Origin of the sequence: Salinicola peritrichatus, assembly GCF_003206715.1 — a bacterium.
GTDB lineage: Bacteria > Pseudomonadota > Gammaproteobacteria > Pseudomonadales > Halomonadaceae > Salinicola > Salinicola peritrichatus.
Genome location: NZ_PZJU01000006.1, coordinates 147,750 through 165,112, shown reverse-complemented (window position 1 = coordinate 165,112; position 17,363 = coordinate 147,750). Strand labels below are relative to the sequence as shown.

12 protein-coding genes are annotated in these 17,363 nt (G+C 61.2%); 5 read left to right on the top strand and 7 right to left on the bottom strand.

Going from position 1 to position 17,363, the window contains the following annotated elements:
- Positions 1 to 221: 221 nt before the first annotated feature.
- On the top strand, positions 222 to 1,829 hold the full coding sequence (locus DOM57_RS02765; protein ID WP_239496094.1) for a peptidoglycan DD-metalloendopeptidase family protein: 1,608 nt from the start codon (positions 222 to 224) through the stop codon (positions 1,827 to 1,829).
- Positions 1,830 to 2,180: 351 nt separating this feature from the next.
- On the opposite strand, the gene DOM57_RS02760 is transcribed toward DOM57_RS02765, so the two are convergent.
- The 4 genes from DOM57_RS02760 to gorA form a co-directional block, all read right to left on the bottom strand.
- Complete coding sequence (locus DOM57_RS02760) at positions 2,181 to 2,573, bottom strand: ectoine synthase (RefSeq protein WP_087719747.1); 393 nt, start codon at positions 2,571 to 2,573, stop codon at positions 2,181 to 2,183.
- Positions 2,574 to 2,658: 85 nt separating this feature from the next.
- Positions 2,659 to 3,924 carry a diaminobutyrate--2-oxoglutarate transaminase gene (gene ectB, locus DOM57_RS02755; protein ID WP_110647708.1) on the bottom strand — a complete coding sequence of 422 codons (1,266 nt, stop codon included), beginning with the start codon at positions 3,922 to 3,924 and terminating at the stop codon, positions 2,659 to 2,661.
- 83 nt (positions 3,925 to 4,007) lie between these two features.
- A complete protein-coding gene (gene ectA, locus DOM57_RS02750; protein WP_110632740.1) occupies positions 4,008 to 4,595 on the bottom strand; it encodes a diaminobutyrate acetyltransferase in 588 nt (195 codons plus the stop codon).
- A 348-nt stretch (positions 4,596 to 4,943) separates the two neighbouring features.
- Positions 4,944 to 6,305: a glutathione-disulfide reductase gene (gorA, locus tag DOM57_RS02740; RefSeq protein ID WP_110647706.1), complete on the bottom strand. Its 1,362-nt coding sequence runs from the start codon at positions 6,303 to 6,305 to the stop codon at positions 4,944 to 4,946.
- A gap of 183 nt (positions 6,306 to 6,488) precedes the next feature.
- Here gorA and can point away from each other — a divergent pair, with 183 nt between their 5' ends.
- The 4 genes from can (at position 6,489) to DOM57_RS02720 (ending at position 10,529) form a co-directional block, all read left to right on the top strand.
- A complete protein-coding gene (gene can / locus DOM57_RS02735) occupies positions 6,489 to 7,124 on the top strand; it encodes a carbonate dehydratase (RefSeq protein ID WP_110647704.1) in 636 nt (211 codons plus the stop codon).
- A gap of 129 nt (positions 7,125 to 7,253) precedes the next feature.
- Positions 7,254 to 8,177 carry a LysR family transcriptional regulator gene (locus DOM57_RS02730; protein ID WP_110647703.1) on the top strand — a complete coding sequence of 308 codons (924 nt, stop codon included), beginning with the start codon at positions 7,254 to 7,256 and terminating at the stop codon, positions 8,175 to 8,177.
- Positions 8,161 to 9,498 carry a Xaa-Pro dipeptidase gene (pepQ, locus tag DOM57_RS02725; protein WP_110647701.1) on the top strand — a complete coding sequence of 446 codons (1,338 nt, stop codon included), beginning with the start codon at positions 8,161 to 8,163 and terminating at the stop codon, positions 9,496 to 9,498. Before DOM57_RS02730 ends, pepQ begins: the two co-directional genes overlap by 17 nt.
- An 11-nt stretch (positions 9,499 to 9,509) precedes the next feature.
- Entirely contained in the window at positions 9,510 to 10,529 is a 1,020-nt protein-coding gene (locus tag DOM57_RS02720; RefSeq protein WP_110647699.1) for a hydrolase, read from the top strand.
- A 77-nt stretch (positions 10,530 to 10,606) separates the two neighbouring features.
- On the opposite strand, the gene msrA is transcribed toward DOM57_RS02720, so the two are convergent.
- The 3 genes from msrA to tamA all read right to left on the bottom strand — a co-directional run bounded on the left by msrA (position 10,607) and on the right by tamA (position 17,283).
- On the bottom strand, positions 10,607 to 11,245 hold the full coding sequence (msrA, locus tag DOM57_RS02715; protein ID WP_110647697.1) for a peptide-methionine (S)-S-oxide reductase MsrA: 639 nt from the start codon (positions 11,243 to 11,245) through the stop codon (positions 10,607 to 10,609).
- Positions 11,246 to 11,323: 78 nt separating this feature from the next.
- Positions 11,324 to 15,502 (bottom strand): autotransporter assembly complex protein TamB, encoded by a 4,179-nt coding sequence (gene tamB / locus DOM57_RS02710; protein ID WP_239496093.1) that lies wholly within the window; start codon positions 15,500 to 15,502, stop codon positions 11,324 to 11,326.
- The gene (gene tamA, locus DOM57_RS02705) at positions 15,466 to 17,283 is read right to left on the bottom strand and encodes an autotransporter assembly complex protein TamA (RefSeq protein ID WP_110647696.1); all 1,818 of its coding nucleotides are present in this window, start codon (positions 17,281 to 17,283) and stop codon (positions 15,466 to 15,468) included. Before tamA ends, tamB begins: the two co-directional genes overlap by 37 nt.
- Positions 17,284 to 17,363: the final 80 nt, after the last annotated feature.

Here is a 17,363-nt window from a genome sequence, read left to right as displayed (position 1 = left end):
CAGTTAGGCAAGCCACTACAAAATGTCATTATGCGCAGAGGCTTGCCCTGTAGGGTAGGCACATCGTGTTGTTTGGGGTAAAGTGCCGCCATTTCACTTCACTTGGTCTATCATAAGCTCTCATGCTAAGAATCCTTCGCTTCCTGCCTCGCAGCCGAAAATTACTGATTTTACCTATAGCTACGCTAGTCACGTTACTAGGAGCGCAGGAAATCTTCTCTGTGTTAAAAGCTTCTAATGGAGATGATGCGCCCCTTAACGAGGCTAGTTCGCCAAGCATTGAGTTATCTACTCGCTTCCAAGCTCAAGCTGACACCATGACAGCTGTTAAAGTCAGCACCAACTACAAATATACGGGCCCCGCTCAGGCTTCCACCGGACTTACCAAGCCCACGGCAGGCTCGCCGCAAAGCCTCCTATTGGTAACAGACGAAGTTGAAACTACTCGCGTTTCTGAAACAACTGTCCAAGACAGCGTTGTTCGTGCGGCTACACCATTAAACCCCAGCGTTCCTACAACCAAGCCGGAAAGTACTAAAGACGCTAGCGAACTGGATAGCCAGGCGCTGCACATGGCGATTCGACTTACCGGCTCGGCAACTGGAACCAACAATCGCGAAGTTGACGGCACTTCCGATGATGGTTTATCTGTCGACCTAATACATAATGATGAAGAAGTAGATCTGGAAGAAGAACTGGTAGCCAATGAAAGGTACGTTCCATCATGGGAAACTTATACCATTCAAGCCGGCGATACCTTCGCGGACATGGCAGAACGCGCTCTGGGGCTAGGCTATAGTGAAGTTATACAGCTTCTCGAAGAAATCCCGGACGAAAGGACGTTCACTCGCTGGCGTGTCGGTGATAGCTTTGACTTTAAGATTAATGAAACCGGTGAATTATTAGCACTGCGAATCATGGAAGACACACGTTCCGGCCTCCTGATTGAACGCGGCCACGACAGCAAGAGCTTTGAGGTTACTCGTTTTGAAAAAACGGCTCAGAAAACGGAGCGATTGTTTGCAGGAACAGTCAATGGCAGTTTTGCGCAGTCAGCCAGCGCCACTGGCCTATCCTACTCAGAAGTATCGGAACTGAGCAACCTTCTTTCAAAAAAGATAAATTTTCGCCGCGCTGCCCGGCGAGGGGACCAGTTCCAAGTTCTAGTAGAAACCGATGTGATTGAGGGTCAGGCTGCTGATTCGCGTATCCTTGCCGCTCACTACAAAGGCAATAAAATAGACCTAGCTGTCGTTAGAAATCCTACTGATGACAATTTTTACACCCCTGAAGGCTACAGTCTTTCCCCAGCATTTAACCGCAAGCCATTTAAAGGCAACTACAGAATAAGCTCGCCCTTTAACTTGCAGAGGAAGCACCCAATCACTGGCCGAGTTAGCCCGCACCGAGGCACTGACTTTGCAGTAATCACTGGTACTTCAATTCAATCTCCAGCGAATGGACGTGTTGTCAAATCAGCCTATCAAGCAAATGGGGCTGGAAACTACGTTGTGATCCGCCATGACAACGGCTACAAGACTCGCTATATGCACCTATCCAAACGCTTGGTATCTGAGGGCGAGCGCGTTTCCATAGGCCAGAAGATTGCACTATCCGGAAACACAGGCCGTAGCACGGGACCTCATCTTCATTACGAATTAATGGTTAACAATAATCAAGTCGACGCCATGCGCGTCAAATTGCCGGAAGGCAAGCAGCTATCTGGACAAGCATTAGCAGCCTTTCAAAAGGAGGCCAAGCAGTTCTTAGCTCAGATTGATCACGACACAACTTTATCTATGATTGCTAGCCAATCGAAATTACCTTAGAAAAACGCATTTCCAATGAGCCTGAGTATCCACTCAAAATACTTGGACCGGAGTCTGATAACCCAGACGCTGCGGGCAGGTTGTTGAGCCTCTCTACGACCTACCGCAGCTCAGCGTCGATGACTTCTCGAAAGGCCGTACCCTTCAAAATTACTGGCGAATTAGTCCGTTGGTATTCTGTTTTCACGGCACCAAGTCGAGGCTCCATCGCGAGATCTCGTGCTATCAGAATAAACGTAGCGGGAATTTCACATTGCCGGTGGATCCGGTTTCTGGGAGGAGGTCAGGATCAAAAAAAGACCGCATAAGCGGTCTTTTTTTGTGCCTGAATGAACGATGGCGCGTTGAGATTTACTCGGCCGGTGCGTAGGAGCCGTCTTCGCGGTGAATTTCACGGCCAGTTAGCGCAGGGCTGAAGACACAGGCCACGGTCATGCCCTTTTCCTTGCCACGCAGCCAATGCTCATCGTGCTGGTCGAGCAAATACATGTCGCCGGCCTTGATGGTATGGATCTTGCCATCGGCGATGGTTTCCACTTCACCCTCACCTTCGTAGCAGAACACCGCTTCGATGTGGTTCTTGTAGTGAATGTGGGTTTCCGTACCCGGATGAATACGCGTGATGTTGAATGAAAACCCACAGCCGTCTTCAGCCAGCATCAAGCGAGTGCTGTCCCAGTTACCGTTCTCGGCTTCGACAAAACGATCGGTTTTCATACACTCTGCAAGATTACGTACGATCATCGATTACAACTCCTGGTGGGTGACTACGTGAAAAGGCGGTATGAAAGACGGCCATCGAAGGCCGCCTTTCAGCGTCATTTCCGCCTCAGGCAAAGGCTTCCTTGGCACTGCGCTCCAGAATATCCAGACCTTCGAGGAGATCTTCATCGCTGATCACCAGCGGGCACAGGCACTTCACGACTTGACCATCCTGCCCCGCGGTTTCGATGATGAGCCCGTTTTCGAAGGCTTTTGCCGTGATCTTGTCCGCCACGTCACCGTCGCGTACATCGATACCGCGCATCAGACCGCGGCCACGTTCGCTTGCCGGATGGCCCTGCTCGGTCAGCCAGGCGGCGATCTTGGCGAAACGCTCCTCGACGATGCGGCCCTTGCGCTGTACGTCACGCTCGAGTCTGTCATCGCTCCAGAAGTGCTTGAAAGCTGCGGCGGCAGTCACGAACGCCAGGCTGAAACCACGGAAAGTGCCGTTGTACTGGCCCGGCTTCCACTTATCGAGTTCCGGGCGCATCAGCACATGAGCGAACGGTAGGCCATAGGCGGAGAGTGACTTCGAGTTGGTCACGATATCCGGCACGATGCCGGCGTGCTCGAAGCTGAAGAACTTGCCGGTGCGACCGCAACCCGCCTGAATGTCATCGATGATCAACAGGATGTCGTTGTCACGGCAGATCCCTTCCAGACGCTTGAGCCAATCCAGCCCTGCCGGGTTGATACCGCCCTCGCCCTGCACCGTCTCGACGATCACGCCGGCCGGCACGTCGAGCCCGCCAGACTTGTCACTCAGCAGCTTCTCGAAATAGTCGAGTGTGTCGGTGCCTTCCCCGAGATAGCCATCGAACGGCAGGAAGCTGGCACCCTGGGTCGGGATGCCACCGGTCGCTTCGCGGAACTTGCGGTTGCCGGTCGTTGCCAGTGCGCCCATGGTGACGCCATGGAAGCCATTGGTGAAGGTGACGATGTTATGACGCCCCTTTGCCACGCGAGCCAGGCGAATCGCGGCTTCGGTAGCGTTGGTACCCGTCGGGCCCGGCAGATGAACCTTGTAGTCCAGCCCACGCGGTTTGAAGATCACTTCTTCCAGCGTCTCGAGGTAGTCGCGCTTGGCGGCGGTCCACATGTCCAGACCATGGACGATACCGTTGGAAGTGATGTATTCGACCAGCGCTTCCTGAAGCTTCGGATGGTTATGACCGTAATTGAGCGTGCCGGCGCCAGCGAGAAAATCGATGTACTCGCGGCCATCCTCGGCAATCAGGCGCGCGCCCTGGGCCTTGGTGAAAACAATTGGAAAGGAGCGAGAATAAGTCCGGACTTCGGATTCCATGCGTTCGAGAATCTGAGTCTGCATACAACCTCCGTAATGGGAGTGTGGATGTCGTGGGGAGCGTGGATAAGGCGTGCTGGCATAAGACATGCGTGACAACGCAGACCTTACCCGCCCTGGATACGTTGGGGGTCGAACGGGCCGATCCGGACGAGGTTTTCCGGGTCGTGCTCTCCGCCCAGTTGATCGGTCGAAAAGTATTCGCGACTGATGAGGGGCGCCTGCCAGCGATCCGCCAGACGCTTGAACAAGCCCCATGAGGCCTGATTGTCCGGCGTGATCGTGGTTTCGAGATGATTCAGCCCTGCCAATTCCGGCCGAGTCAGCACGGCTTCGACCAGGCGTCTAGCCAGGCCGGTGCCCCGTGCCTTTTCCCCGACCGCGACTTGCCACAGGAAATAGATATCGGGAGCGGCAGCTTTGACGTAGCCGGACACGAATCCGACGATTTCACCATCTTCCGTCGTCGCGACGGCACAGCTGTCGCGGAACTGCGTTGCCAGCAACAGATAGGCATAACCGGAATTGACATCGAGCGGCGGGCAGGCCTTGACCAGTTCATAGATCCCCCACCCATCTTCCGTGGTGGGCTTGCGAATGAACAGTGGCATATCGGGCTTGCCAACGACGGCATCGGCCACGGTAGGCCTTGCCAAGTCTGCCGACGGCGTAAATGCCGGATTGGGGTTGGTCATCGTCATCGTCGCTATGGCGAATTTGAATTCAAGGATAACAGCGAGTGAAGCAAGCTTCAAACCGCAGGTTATTTTACTCAACCAGTTCAATAATGAATATTTATATGCTGGGTGAGCATCCGGAAATTCCGGCAATTCCAGTCTAGACGAAGGCTGGCGATATATTGAAGGAAGATGTATTGGAGGAAATAGGCGAAGTCTTTGAGGCCCGATGCTCGCATCGTTCTGAAGAACTTTCTCTGATGGCGAATTCGGGGCGCGCCGATGAGAGTCACGAAGGCCGGACATCGGGCATGACGACAATGGCCGCCTCGAGGGCGGCCATTGAACGTAGCAGCGGAGCCGTGATCAGCGGCGAGTGAGGCTGCGCATGGTAACGAACTCTTCCGCTGCCGTCGGGTGGATACCCACCGTGGCGTCGAAATCCGTCTTGGTCAGTTGGGCGCGCACGGCGATCGCGATGCCTTGAATGGTTTCCCCCGCTTCGTCACCAACCATATGGGCGCCGACGACGCGGTCGCTGGCATCATCGACCACCAGCTTCATCAGGCAGCGCTCGTCACTGCCGGACAGCGTGTGCTTCATCGGACGGAAATCCGCGCTGTAGATGCGCACTGCGCCGAAGCGCTCGCGCGCTTCTTCTTCGGAAAGACCCACGGTGCCGATATTGGGATGGCAGAACACGGCCGTGGCGATGTTCTGGTAGTCGAGCGGTCCCGGGGTCTTGTCGCCATAGTGGTGCTGGACCAGATGCATCGCTTCGGCCAGGGCCACCGGCGTCAGCTCCGGGCCGCCAATGACGTCACCGAGTGCCAGGATCGACGGCACCGAGGACTCGTAGCGCTCATTGACCCTGATGGTGTTGTCGGTATTGAGCTCGACACCGAGCGTGTCGAGTCCCAGGCCCTCCAGGTGCGGCCGCCGCCCGGTGGCCGCGAGAACGGCATCCACTTCGAGCTGCTCACCGTTGGTCAGCGTGACCTCGAGGCCGCCCTCGACCTTGCGGATGCGTTCGATGTTGGTCTCGAAGTGGAGATTGACGCCTTTCTTGGCCATCTCGTCACGCGTGAATTCCCGCACCTCGTGATCGAACCCGCGCAGGAACAGTGCGCCACGATAGACCAGGTGGGCCTCGGCGCCGAGCCCGTTGAAGATACTGGCGAACTCGACCGCGATATAGCCGCCGCCGAGAACCAGGAAACGCTTGGGAAACTCGTCCAGATCGAAGACCTGGTTGGAGTTGACGGTGTATTCGTTGCCCTCGAATTCCGGCGTCCAGGGCCAGCCGCCGACCGCGACCAGAATCTTCTCCGCGGTGATGCGCTCGCCATTGACCTCGACCGCGTGGGCATCGACGACTTTGGCCCGGCCATTGATCAGCGTGACGCCGGCCCCTTCCAGCAGGCGGTTGTAGATGCCGTTGAGACGCTTGATCTCCTCGATCTTGTTGTCACGCAGCGTGGCCCAATCGAAACTCGGCGCCTGCGGTATCGTCCAGCCGAAACCGCTGCTGTCTTCGAAGGCATCGTGAAAATGTGCCGCGTAGGAGTACAGCTTCTTCGGCACGCAGCCGACGTTGACACAGGTACCGCCCAGATAGCGATCTTCGGCAACGGCCACTTTGACGCCCGTCGCTGCAGCCGTCCGTGCGGCACGCACGCCGCCGGAACCGGCCCCTATCACGAACAGATCATAATCGTAACTCGCCACATCGAAGCTCCTTGAGACATGATGCCGCGATGATACCAGCCACGCCCCGCCCTCGGGAGGGGCGTGGTGCCACGGCCGGGTCGCCTGTCCAAAATCGGCCTTCGGAGTTATGATGATTTCCGGCGCGCCCGGCGCGGAAGCACGGGTGCGACAGCGAACCCGGCAATGGAATGTGCAACCCTCATGAGCGATATCCAGACTCTTCTCGACCAGAATCGGCTATGGGCCGACAGCATCCAGCAGCGCGATCCTGAATTCTTTCCCCGTCTGTCGCAGCAGCAGAATCCCGACTTTCTCTGGATTGGCTGCTCCGATAGTCGCGTCCCCGCCAACCAGATCGTCGATCTGCCGCCCGGTGAGGTTTTCGTTCACCGCAATGTCGCCAACCTGATCTATCACAATGACATGAATGCCCTGTCGGTGGTGCAGTTCGCCGTCGACGTGCTCAAGGTCAAGCACATCATGGTCGTCGGCCATTACGGCTGCGGTGGGGTCAGGGCCGCGATCACCGGCGGCGAGCACGGTATCGTCGACTACTGGCTGCACAGCATCAGCGAGCTCTACCAGCAGTATCGTGCCGAGCTTGAAGCGCTGCCGCTGGATGAGCAGATCGACCGCATGTGCGAGCACAACGTCCGCCTGCAGGTCGCCAACCTGTGCCGCACCAAGATCATCCAGCGCGCCTGGGAACGCGAACAACCGCTCTCGGTTCATGGCTGGGTTTATGGTCTCAAGGACGGCCGGGTCAACAACCTGGGCTGTACCGTGTCACGCCCCGACCAGACCGCTTCCATTCGGATCCTGCCGGCTGAGTCCTGACGTTCGGCCGCCGTGCGCGCGTCCCAATGGTTCCCGAAGTCGTGTCGCTTAGGCTGTGAAGCCGAGGGGGCGTCGTTGCGGTGGCAGTCGCGGAAGCCGGCATCCACGTGATTCATGATAGAGAGCGCCATGGAACTTCGTTGGCTCGAAGACTTTATCGTCTTGGCCGAAACGCGTCATTTTTCTCGTGCTGCGGATCTACAGAACGTCACCCAACCGACCTTCTCGCGGCGCATCAAGCTGCTCGAAGAATCGATGGGAACCACGTTGATCAACCGCCAGACGCTGCCGCTCAGCCTGACGCCTGCCGGCGAGGAATTCCTGATTCTGTGCAAACAGGTCACCGAACGTGTCCGTCTGACACGCGAACGCCTGCAGAACCTGGCCCAGGAGAATACCCAACGCGTACGCCTGGCCGCTCCCCAGAGCCTGATGACCTATTTCGTACCCGGGTGGTTGGCCGCGCATGGATGGCAGCAACAGGTCGAACCCTATCTGCGCGCCACCAGTTGGCTGATCGAGGACTATTTCCAGGGACTCGAGCGTGGCGAGGTCGACCTCGCGCTGTGTTACTGGCCAGAGAGCCGCACGACACTGGAACTCGACATGAGCGGCCTGCGCTATGTCCTGATCGGCGAGGAGCGGCTGATCCCGGTCAGTGCCGTGGATGACGCCGGCAAAGCGCGCTTCGCCCTGCCCGGTCAGAAACGTCAGCCGCTGCCGCATATCGCCTACCATCCCAGTGGACTGATCGCCGCCACGCTGCAGGCCCACTGGGCCAGATCGCGCCAGGAAGTCCATCTCACCACACTCAACGAAAACGTTCAGACTTCCAATATCCGTGAACTGGTCCAGCAGGGCTATGGCCTTGGCTGGCTACCCTGGCGTACGGTACGCCAGGCTCTCGAACGCGGTGAACTCACCCGTGCGGGCGACCAGCGCTGGGATGTGCCGCTGTCGCTGAGGCTCTATTTTCGTCAGGACAGCCGCCATCCGAGTTTGCATGGTCTGCTCGCCCAACTTCAGGAGCGCTCTCATGCCCCCACCCGATGACATGCTGGATACGCTGCAGCGTGCCCACCTCGGCCGCCTGCAAACGGCCTACGCCGAGATCCTCGCCGCACTCGGCTTCGATGCCGTGTTGATCCACAGCGGACACGCCAGAGCCCATTTCGGCGACGATCAGGAAGCGTCTTTTGCAGCCTATGGACACTTCGTCCACTGGACCGGGGCGAGCTACAACCAGCATGACTGGCTATGGATCGAGCCCGGCAAGCCGCCGCACTGGTACTACTACGCGCCGGCGGATTTCTGGTATCTGCCAACCCCGGCGCCGACTGGCACCTTGGCCGAGGTGATGACGCTGACGCCGCTGCGTGAACCGGCGTTACCGCCGGAGGCATCGACGGCGAACGCGCGTTTCGCGGTGCTCGGCGATATCGCCCCGGATGCCCTGCCCGCCGGTGCGGAAGCCAACCCACCGGCGCTGGTGAGCGCCTTGGACGAGCTGCGCATGCGCAAGGACGATTACGAACGTCACTGTCTGTTCGAAGCCAATCAATGGGCACTGGCCGGTCACGCAGCGGCATGTGAAGCGTTCGCGGCCGGCGCCAGCGAACTCGATGCCCAGCTCGCCTATCTGGCGGCCAGTCGGCAGCGCGAGCTCCAGGTGCCGTACCAGAACATCGTTGGCATCAACGCCCATGCCGGTACCCTGCACTATCAGCACTACGACATCACTGCCCCGACGGCGCCACGCTCCTTGCTGGTGGACGCGGGGCATCGCCACGCCGGTTACTGTGCCGACATTACCCGAACCTGGGCCGCCAAGCAGGCCGATCCGCTGTTCGAGCGGCTGATCAAGGGTGTCACCCACTATCAGCAGCGCTTGATCGCACGGCTCGCCCCCGGGCTCGATTTCGTCGAGCTGCACCGGGAGATGCATGTCCATCTGGCGGAGCTGCTGGGTGAAACCGGGTTGATTTCCTGTAGCGCCGAAGCGGCGATCGAGAGTGGGCTGACCCGCGCCTTCTGCCCCCACGGACTGGGCCACAGCCTCGGTATCCAGGTTCATGATGTCGGTGGGCGCCAGGGCGATGCGCAAGGCACGCCATTGCCACCGCCGGCGGCGGATCCCGCGTTGCGCCTCACCCGGCGCCTGGACGTTGGCATGGTGGTGACGATCGAGCCGGGACTCTACATTATTCCTATGCTGCTCGAATCCTTGCGACACGGTGCCATGCGCGATGCCGTCGACTGGTCGGCCGTCGACAGGCTCGAGGATCACGGCGGCATTCGCATCGAGGACAACGTCATCATCACCGCGAACGGCCACGACAACCTCACTCAGGGACGGCCGATCGCCGACGGCTGAGGTCGCATGACATGGCGAGCATGATCGTATCGGCCGATTTTCGCGCCGCACCGGGGTTACGCAATTGCCACGTGCAAACGCTGTTGCCGAGATTACTGCCGCTGCGCCAAGTGGTTCGAGATACCGAGATCATCAATCTGCCGGATGGCGATTTCGTCGAACTGGCGTGGGCGCGTCCGGCGCCGCGGCAGGCGAACGCGCCGATATTCCTGCTTTTCCATGGCTTGGAAGGGTCTTTCGACTCGCCCTACGCGCGCGAACTGCTGTATGTGGCCAGTCGTTTGGGTTGGCGCGCGGTGTTGATGCATTTCCGCGGCTGTGGCCAGGCACCGAATCGCTTGCCTCGCGCCTACCACTCCGGCGATACCGCCGACGCCTACTGGATCGTCGGCCAGGTGGCCCAGCGCTTTCCCCAGTCGCTGATCGTCGCGGCGGGTGTTTCGCTCGGCGCCAACATGCTGGTCAAGCTCGTCGCCGAGCAAGGAGGCGATGGCCTGCCACTGGCCGGTGCGATCGCGATCAATGCGCCACTGGATCTCGCCGCGAGCGCCGACGCGCTCAATCGCGGCCGTGGCCGCTTCTACCAGCGCTACCTGCTGGCCCAACTCAAACGCAAGCTGGCCGAGCGCTTGACAACCTCGTCGTTACCCTTGCGCCTCACCCCGCTGCAACTGCAGAAACTGGATAGCTTCTGGGCCTACGACAACGAAGTCACGGCGCCCCTGCATGGATTTCACTCGGCCAGCGATTACTATCAGCGCGCCTCGGCGGGTCCGTTGCTGGGAGAAATCGAGATTCCGATGCTGATTCTCCACGCCAACGACGACCCGTTCATGCCTGGAGATCTGTTCACTCGGCTACCGGCGCCCTCGCCCTCGGTACGGGTGGAAGTGGCCGCCAATGGCGGACACGTGGGCTACATCGAAGCCTGTCGGGGACGGTTGCGCTCCTGGCTGGCGCGACGGATCGAGGCGCAGTTGATGCAGTGGGCGCCACAGAACCTCAGGCAACTGGCGCCCACCCTGCCCTGACCGCGTCCGGCTCGACGCCGAGCGCTCGATGAGGCGACGGCAAGCACCTTCGAGCGGCAGGGATGGAAAACCGGACGCTAGACCGAAATCGGACAGCTGACGCCGGTGCCTTTCAATCCGCAGTAGCCATTCGGGTTCTTGGCCAGGTACTGCTGGTGGTACTCCTCGGCGTAGTAGAACGTCTCCAGTGGCTTGATCTCGGTAGTGATCGGTCCCAGGCCGCGCTCGCGCAACGCCTGCGCGTATTCATCGCGGCTGCGCTCGGCGATGGCCCGCTGAGTCTCGTCGGTGACATAGATCGCCGAGCGGTACTGCGTACCCTGGTCGTTGCCCTGGCGCATCCCCTGCGTCGGGTCGTGGGCTTCCCAGAACGTCGCCAGCAGTTGCGTCAACGGCAGGCGCTGCGGGTCGAATACCACCAGCACCACCTCGGCGTGCCCCGTCATCCCCGAGCAGGTCTCTTCATAGGTCGGATTCGGCGTGATGCCGCCGGCATAACCCACTGCCGTGACCACCACGCCCTCGAGCTCCCAGAACAGGCGCTCGGCCCCCCAGAAGCAGCCGGCGCCGAGTACGATCTGCTCGGTACCGACCGGAAACGGCGGTTTCATCGCGGCACCGTTGACCAGGTGCTCGCCGCTGATGGCGATCGGCGTCTCACGTCCCGGCAGCGCAGTGCTGGCATCGGGTAGAGAGTCGGGACGTCGCTTGAACATGTGATACCTCCTGATGAGCGGAGCCGGCGGCCGGAAGCGTCCCCCGCCGCCGCGCGCAGCCCTTTTGCCAATGCCCTCTCAAGGGCCGCCGGTGCGACCCAAGCTGAAGGTGTAGATGAGGTCCAGCGCCTGAGCCGCGCCGGAGACCGCCTGCAGATAAAGGTTCTGGATCAGGCGATAGCGCAGCGTGAGCTCGGCGATGGGAGAGAATATGCCGACGCCATAGCTCACCTTCAAGTCATCGAAGACATAACCGCTGACCACGACCTGGCTATCGTCGCCCGAACCGGACGCATCCAGGCTGAGATCCTGTACGCCGAAGGCTTCGCCGACCTTGCCCACGGCACTGCCGGTCTGCGACAGCGACAGTCCGATCAGTGCCGAGGTCAGCGCGTCGTCGCCACTACCGCCATCTTCCGGCGCCCGGCCACGCAGGATATAGGAGAGCGCGCGGCTTTCCGTCATCGCCGGCTCGGAGAAAATCGTCAAGCGTGGCGCCGAGGCCGGGCCGGTAACGCGCAGGCCGGCAACCACGTCGTCTTCGGTGGTGTCCGGATTGCGAATCGCCTCGAACTGCAAGCTCGGCTGGGAAGCCGGACCGCTGAACAACACCTGTCCCTGGCGGATGATCAGGTCCTGACCGAAGGAGGTGTAGGTTCCGTCGATCAGATTGACATCGCCGTACAACTGGACCGGCCCGGTGCCCTGACGGACTTCGAGTTCGCCACGCAATCCGGCCTCCAGACCGTAGGCCTCGAGTTGCATGTCCGGTCCCAGATGCAGGTTGACCCGCATGTCGAGTTGCATGCCGGCGTCGGCGAGCGCTTGCGCGGTTCCGGCACCCTCGTCGTTGGCCTCGGCCGCCTGGGCGGCTTGCATCTGTTTATCTTCCTCTTCGGAGATGATCACGGTGTCGCTGCTGGGCGCTTGCGCCGATGCGGGAATCTGACCGATCTCCAGGCGCGCCCAAGGCACGCTGACATCCCCGCGAACCTGAAGCCGCTGGGGCATGGCATGAATCTGAAGATCCGGCGAGATCCGCAAGCGGCCATAGGCCGGCATGGCTACCAGCAGCGGCGACTCGGTGCCGTCGATATTGACATTGACGCGCCAGTTGGCCGGGTCCTGCCAATCGGCATCTCCGGCAAGGTCCAGCCGGCCATCGTCGCTCTGGACAAACCCCTGGAGCGTCGAGGATTGCCCCTGCAGAGCCAGGTCGAGCCGGGCGTCGGTGACCGCAACGGGGGATACCCCGCCGCGCACCTTGACGTCAGCGATGCTCACGTTACCGTCGAGCGCCGGCATGGCAAGCGTGCCGCCGAGCGTCACGTCGCCGTTGATCGCGCCTTCGAGCTGATCGATGCCCGCCACCAGCGGCCGGTACGGCGCAAAGCGCAGATCCCCGAGTTGCAGACGCCCCTGCAGCGTACCATCGCCGGCCGGATCATCGATCTGGGCCTGCAACTGCACGCGACCGGCATCCTCGAGCCGTAGATCGACCTGCGTCCGCGCGCGCTGTTGGTTGGCATCCAACGACAGCGACAGCGATGCCGCGGGCACCTGCCAGGACGCGCCACGCGCATCGACCCCGCTGACCGCTGCCTGGCTATCGATGTCGGCCTTGGCCGACCAGGCGCGTCCACCCTGCGACCAACTGGCGATGACATTGCCGCCGGTCTGCCCGTCGACCTGCCACTCCTCGGGCATGAAGTCGTTAAGCAGTGCCATGGGCAACTCGTCGATCGACAGCGCAGCGCGCCCCTGGGCCTTGGATGCGTTCATGCGCTCGGTCAGACAGAGCGCGCCGCCCTGCCGACGGTCCAGGCAGAACGGCGACAGCGTGGCGCTGGCGTTGGCCAGGTTGGCGCTGAAATCGAGCGAGTCGCGTAGAGCGATATCGCCGTAATCGGTGGCCACGGAGAGCGTCGACAGCGATCCCTGATAGCGCTGATATTGAGCCCCGAGACCGCCCTGTAGACGCAGCGATGCCTGCGATACCGGCAAGCCTTCACCACCGTCCACGTCGAGCGACAGCCGATGTTGAGAGAGACGCCCCGCAAGGTCCAGGGCCACACTACGGATCCGCTGATTGGCGGCCTCGATACCGCTGGCGCTCAATTCGACGTCGAATTGTGGATCCTGGGTACCGGCGGAGTTCGCCTTCAGCGCTATCTGCTGCAGATGGTTCTCGGCGTAGCCGACGTCGGCTCCTTGCAGATCGAGCGCGATTTGCGGGCGTTCCAGCGTGCCTCGTCCCTGGAACCGACCACGCAGCGTGCCCGACAAATCCGGCAGAATGCTACCCAGCGCCGGCGCATCGATACGACCGTCGATATCGAGACGGTCGTCGACGCGACCGCTGGCGGTCAGCCGATTGTCGCCCTGGCGAAAATCCAACTCATGGATGTTCCACTGCATGTCGCTGTTGCCGTCGAGTTGCGCATCGAGGCGCAGCGCACGCTGCTGCAGGCGACCGTCGACCGAAAGCTCGGGCAGTGCCAGTTGCCATCCGCCATCGTCGCGCATGGCGAAAGCCGCCCGTGCCTGGCCGTCGAGCTGTCCGGTCACCGCCCGGGTGAAAGCATCCAGCGGGAGTTGCTTGAAGTTCAGACTCACGCTGGCGGACAGCGTCGGCATCCAGCGCACCAAGCCCTGGCTTTGGAGCTCGCCGCCCTGGCTGGCCACGCGTATCGGCTGCCACCGGAACCGGCGAAGATCGCCCTCGCCTGCGAGGGCCAACGTCACCGGCGGCAGTCCGGCACCCTGACCGGCCGCGTCGATATTGGCACGGTAGCCTTCGAGGCTGCCGTCGACATCCAGCGCCAGATGCTCGAGTCGATACCGGGCCGGTGTCTGCTCGCTCGCCGGCACGCCTCTCAACGCTCTGGCAGCGAGAATGGCCGATTCATCGATGCCGCCCTGCAGATCGCTGAACGGCGCGAAAGGCCGGTTCGCCAACGGCCAGCGCAGATCATCGGCGTTGACGTGCAGTTCGAACGGTACGCCAGGTTCGAACGCCTGGACATTGGCGCGAATCGTTGCCTCGGCGTTGCCATCGGTCCGCAACCTGACGTTCAGGTTCGCCAGCGAGCCATCGGCCTCCAGGGCCAGGTTCTGACCGTAGACCGGCGCGCGGGTGATGCGGCTGCGCAGCGAGACGGCAACGGGTATATCGCCGCTGAGCTCGGCGCTGGCCTGGAGTTCGGCGCGGCCATCCGGCGCATCCAGCATCAGGCGCTGAATCTCGACATGGCGCTCGACCGCGGAGAACGACAGTTCGAGACGGTTCAACTGCTGCGGAGCCGGCCCTGCGAGGGCGAGATCGCTTATGACCAGACTGGGAACGTCGATCTGCAATGGCAGCTGGAAGTCGGGTAACTGTTGGCGAACGTCGCGCAGGCGCTGCTCGATCTGATCGACCACGGGATCGGTATCGTCTGCTGATTGCTGCATGTCGGCGACATTCGCCGCGGCTGCCAGCGTCAATGGGCTCAGCACCGGAACGACGGGGTTTTCCGGCACGGCCGCGATCTGCGTCGAGTCGGATACTGCTGAAGGGCCCGCGGGCGTTGTCGCATCTGCCGGTCGATTCACCGCAATGGCGGCATCGATGGCCGCCGGGCTGACGATCCCGGCGCCGAGCTCGGCATCGGCGAGCGCCTGGCCCGGGCTTCGAGGTTGCGGTAACTGGATGCGCGTCTGCTCGAGCGTCGTCGGCAACAGGGTCAGGTGATTGCCGCTCATGCGAGCGCCGGTTGCGAAGTGTCGCCAGTGGATATCGGTGTCGTCGGCGAGCTGGATGCCGACATCGTCCAGGCGCAACTGGCGGACCTCGATCGGCAACGGCACGGCGATCGACGGCATGCCGTCGCCCGGCTCTTCGGCCGCTTCCGGCGCCGGCGCAGCATCGCTTTCCCCCATCTGGATGCGGGCGCCGGAAACACTCAGATCGTCGAGGCATACCCGCCCCTTGAGCAGGCAATCGTCCGCCCAGGCCAGATGGAAACGATCCACGGAGAGATCGAGCGTGCCAACGGTGAGTTGCAAGCCTTCGATCGTCAGCTCATCGAGCGGCGCGCCTTCGAATCGCTCGGCCTGCACCCAGCCACGCGACTGCGCCTGCTCGAACAGCCACTGCGTACCCCAGGGGGACAATCCCAGCCCGGCCAGGAACAGTATTAGTCCGATCAGCCAAAGAATCAGCCATAGCAGTAGCCGAATCAGAACTCCGGTCCGATGGAGAAATGGAGACGCCAAGAGTCCTCCTCGTCGTCAAACGGATGGGCGATATCGAAACGGATCGGCCCGACTGGAGAAATCCAGCGCACGCCCACCCCGGCGCCGGTCTTGAGTTCCTCCGGCCACCACTCGTCGAAAGCGTTACCGGTGTCGACGAAGGTCGCGCCCCAGAAATTGCCGGTCAGGTGGCGCTGATATTCGAGGCTGCTGGTCAACATGTGCTGGCCACCCAGCAGTTCGCCATCCTCGTTCTCCGGCGACAGGCTCTCGTAGGAGTAGCCGCGAATGCTCTGGTCGCCCCCGGCGAAGAAGCGCAGCGATGGAGGAATCTTGTCGAAGGTGTCGGTCGCCATGGCGCCACCGCCGAGTCGCCACAGGAACCGGTTCTCGCTGCCCAGCATGCGTATCCACTGGGTGCTGAACGTGGTGCGCACGAAGCGCGCATCCGACCCCCAGGCGGGTTCCGACCACTCCAGCGTCAACTGCTGCTTGTCGCCCCAACTCGGGAAGATCGGGTTGCGCTTGCGCGTGCGTGACCAGCTGATGCCGGGATACAGCAACAGCACGGCATCGTCCTGATCGGCCTGGGTGAAGTCCTCGTAGGTGGTCTGCCAGTAGAGATCCTGGACCCAGCCGTTGGAGAATACCCAATGACGCGCCAGCTGCACCGAGCTTTCGAAGCTCTTGGTGTCTTCGTTGTCGACGCGCTCCAACCCGTAGCGGACCCGATAGCTATCGCGCAGCGGGTTCTCCAGCGGGATGGCGTATTCACCGGAAAAGCGCTGCTCCGGCGCGGAGAGATAGAGCGAGTTGGTCAGACTGTGTCCATAGCGATTGAGCCAGGGCATGGTCCAGGAAAACTGGGTACGCGGTCCGACGTCAGTGGCATAGCCGACGCCAACTTCGAACTGATGGCGATCCGCCGGCGTCAGTTCCACGTTCACCGGTACGCTCGTCGGCTGACTGCCGGTCAACTGCCGTGCGACTTGCAGCCCGGGCCCGCCCAGGATTTTGGTGGTGTCGAGCGTCGTCTCGCGGCCAGTGGCTTCGCGCCACCACGGGCTCGGCGTGGCCGGCGGCGCATCCTCGTTGACCCGAGGCCTGACAGCGACTCCCCGGAACCAGTCGGTCTGCCCGAGATTCTGACTCAGTACGGCCAGGTCTCCGGCGAGATAGGGATCGCCGGGCTCGAACGGAATCATGTTTTGCAGGCGGTGGGGCTCGATCTGGCTACCCTCGAAGCGCACCCGGCCAAAGCGATAGCGTGGTCCGCTGTCGAGATCGAGAAAGATCCGGGCGCTGTTTTCCCAGGGACGCACTTCGATCCGCTGCTGTCGAAAACGAGAACTGAAATATCCCCGCTCCAACGCTAGGGTCGACAACCGGCTCTTGAAGCCTTCGTAGCGCGAATGAACCAGCGGATCGCCGACCTTGAGCGGGATCGCTTGCATCGACTCGTCGAAGGCCTCGTCCTGCTTGGCCTCCCCCTCGACAGCCACGTTGAGCTGGGTAATGTGCGTGCGCTCTCCCGGCTTGACATCGATGACGACCCGCTCGTTGTCTTCATCGGGAAAACTCGTGGCGAGAGCGGCATTGTAATAGCCGTAGGCTTGCAGCGCCTGCTGGGCGCGGTCCCGGACCACGCCGTCGAGCCGTTCACGCGTCGCCTGGCTGGCGGCATCGAGTTCGGAAAGGATATTGACGACGTTCTCGGCCGCCGGCCCCGACAGCCCCCGAACCTCGACATCCAGCGCCCAAGCATGTCCGGCGATGGGGAGGGCCAGACAGACCAGCCCCATCTTTAGGCCATGTACGAAAACTACCTGCGCTCGGCCATACGGCGTTAAAAATCGGCTCAAGATACTCATTTACTGCGTGT

What these genes read in the sequence shown, in the direction of transcription:
- ectA (WP_110632740.1), bottom strand. Translation starts at nt 4,595, where the DNA reads ATGACCAACCCCAATCCGGCATTTACGCCGTCGGCAGACTTGGCAAGG.
- DOM57_RS02730 (WP_110647703.1), top strand. Translation starts at nt 7,254, where the DNA reads ATGGAACTTCGTTGGCTCGAAGACTTTATCGTCTTGGCCGAAACGCGT.
- tamA (WP_110647696.1), bottom strand. Translation starts at nt 17,283, where the DNA reads ATGGGGCTGGTCTGTCTGGCCCTCCCCATCGCCGGACATGCTTGGGCG.
- DOM57_RS02760 (WP_087719747.1), bottom strand. Translation starts at nt 2,573, where the DNA reads ATGATCGTACGTAATCTTGCAGAGTGTATGAAAACCGATCGTTTTGTC.
- pepQ (WP_110647701.1), top strand. Translation starts at nt 8,161, where the DNA reads ATGCCCCCACCCGATGACATGCTGGATACGCTGCAGCGTGCCCACCTC.
- ectB (WP_110647708.1), bottom strand. Translation starts at nt 3,924, where the DNA reads ATGCAGACTCAGATTCTCGAACGCATGGAATCCGAAGTCCGGACTTAT.
- DOM57_RS02720 (WP_110647699.1), top strand. Translation starts at nt 9,510, where the DNA reads ATGGCGAGCATGATCGTATCGGCCGATTTTCGCGCCGCACCGGGGTTA.
- msrA (WP_110647697.1), bottom strand. Translation starts at nt 11,245, where the DNA reads ATGTTCAAGCGACGTCCCGACTCTCTACCCGATGCCAGCACTGCGCTG.
- can (WP_110647704.1), top strand. Translation starts at nt 6,489, where the DNA reads ATGAGCGATATCCAGACTCTTCTCGACCAGAATCGGCTATGGGCCGAC.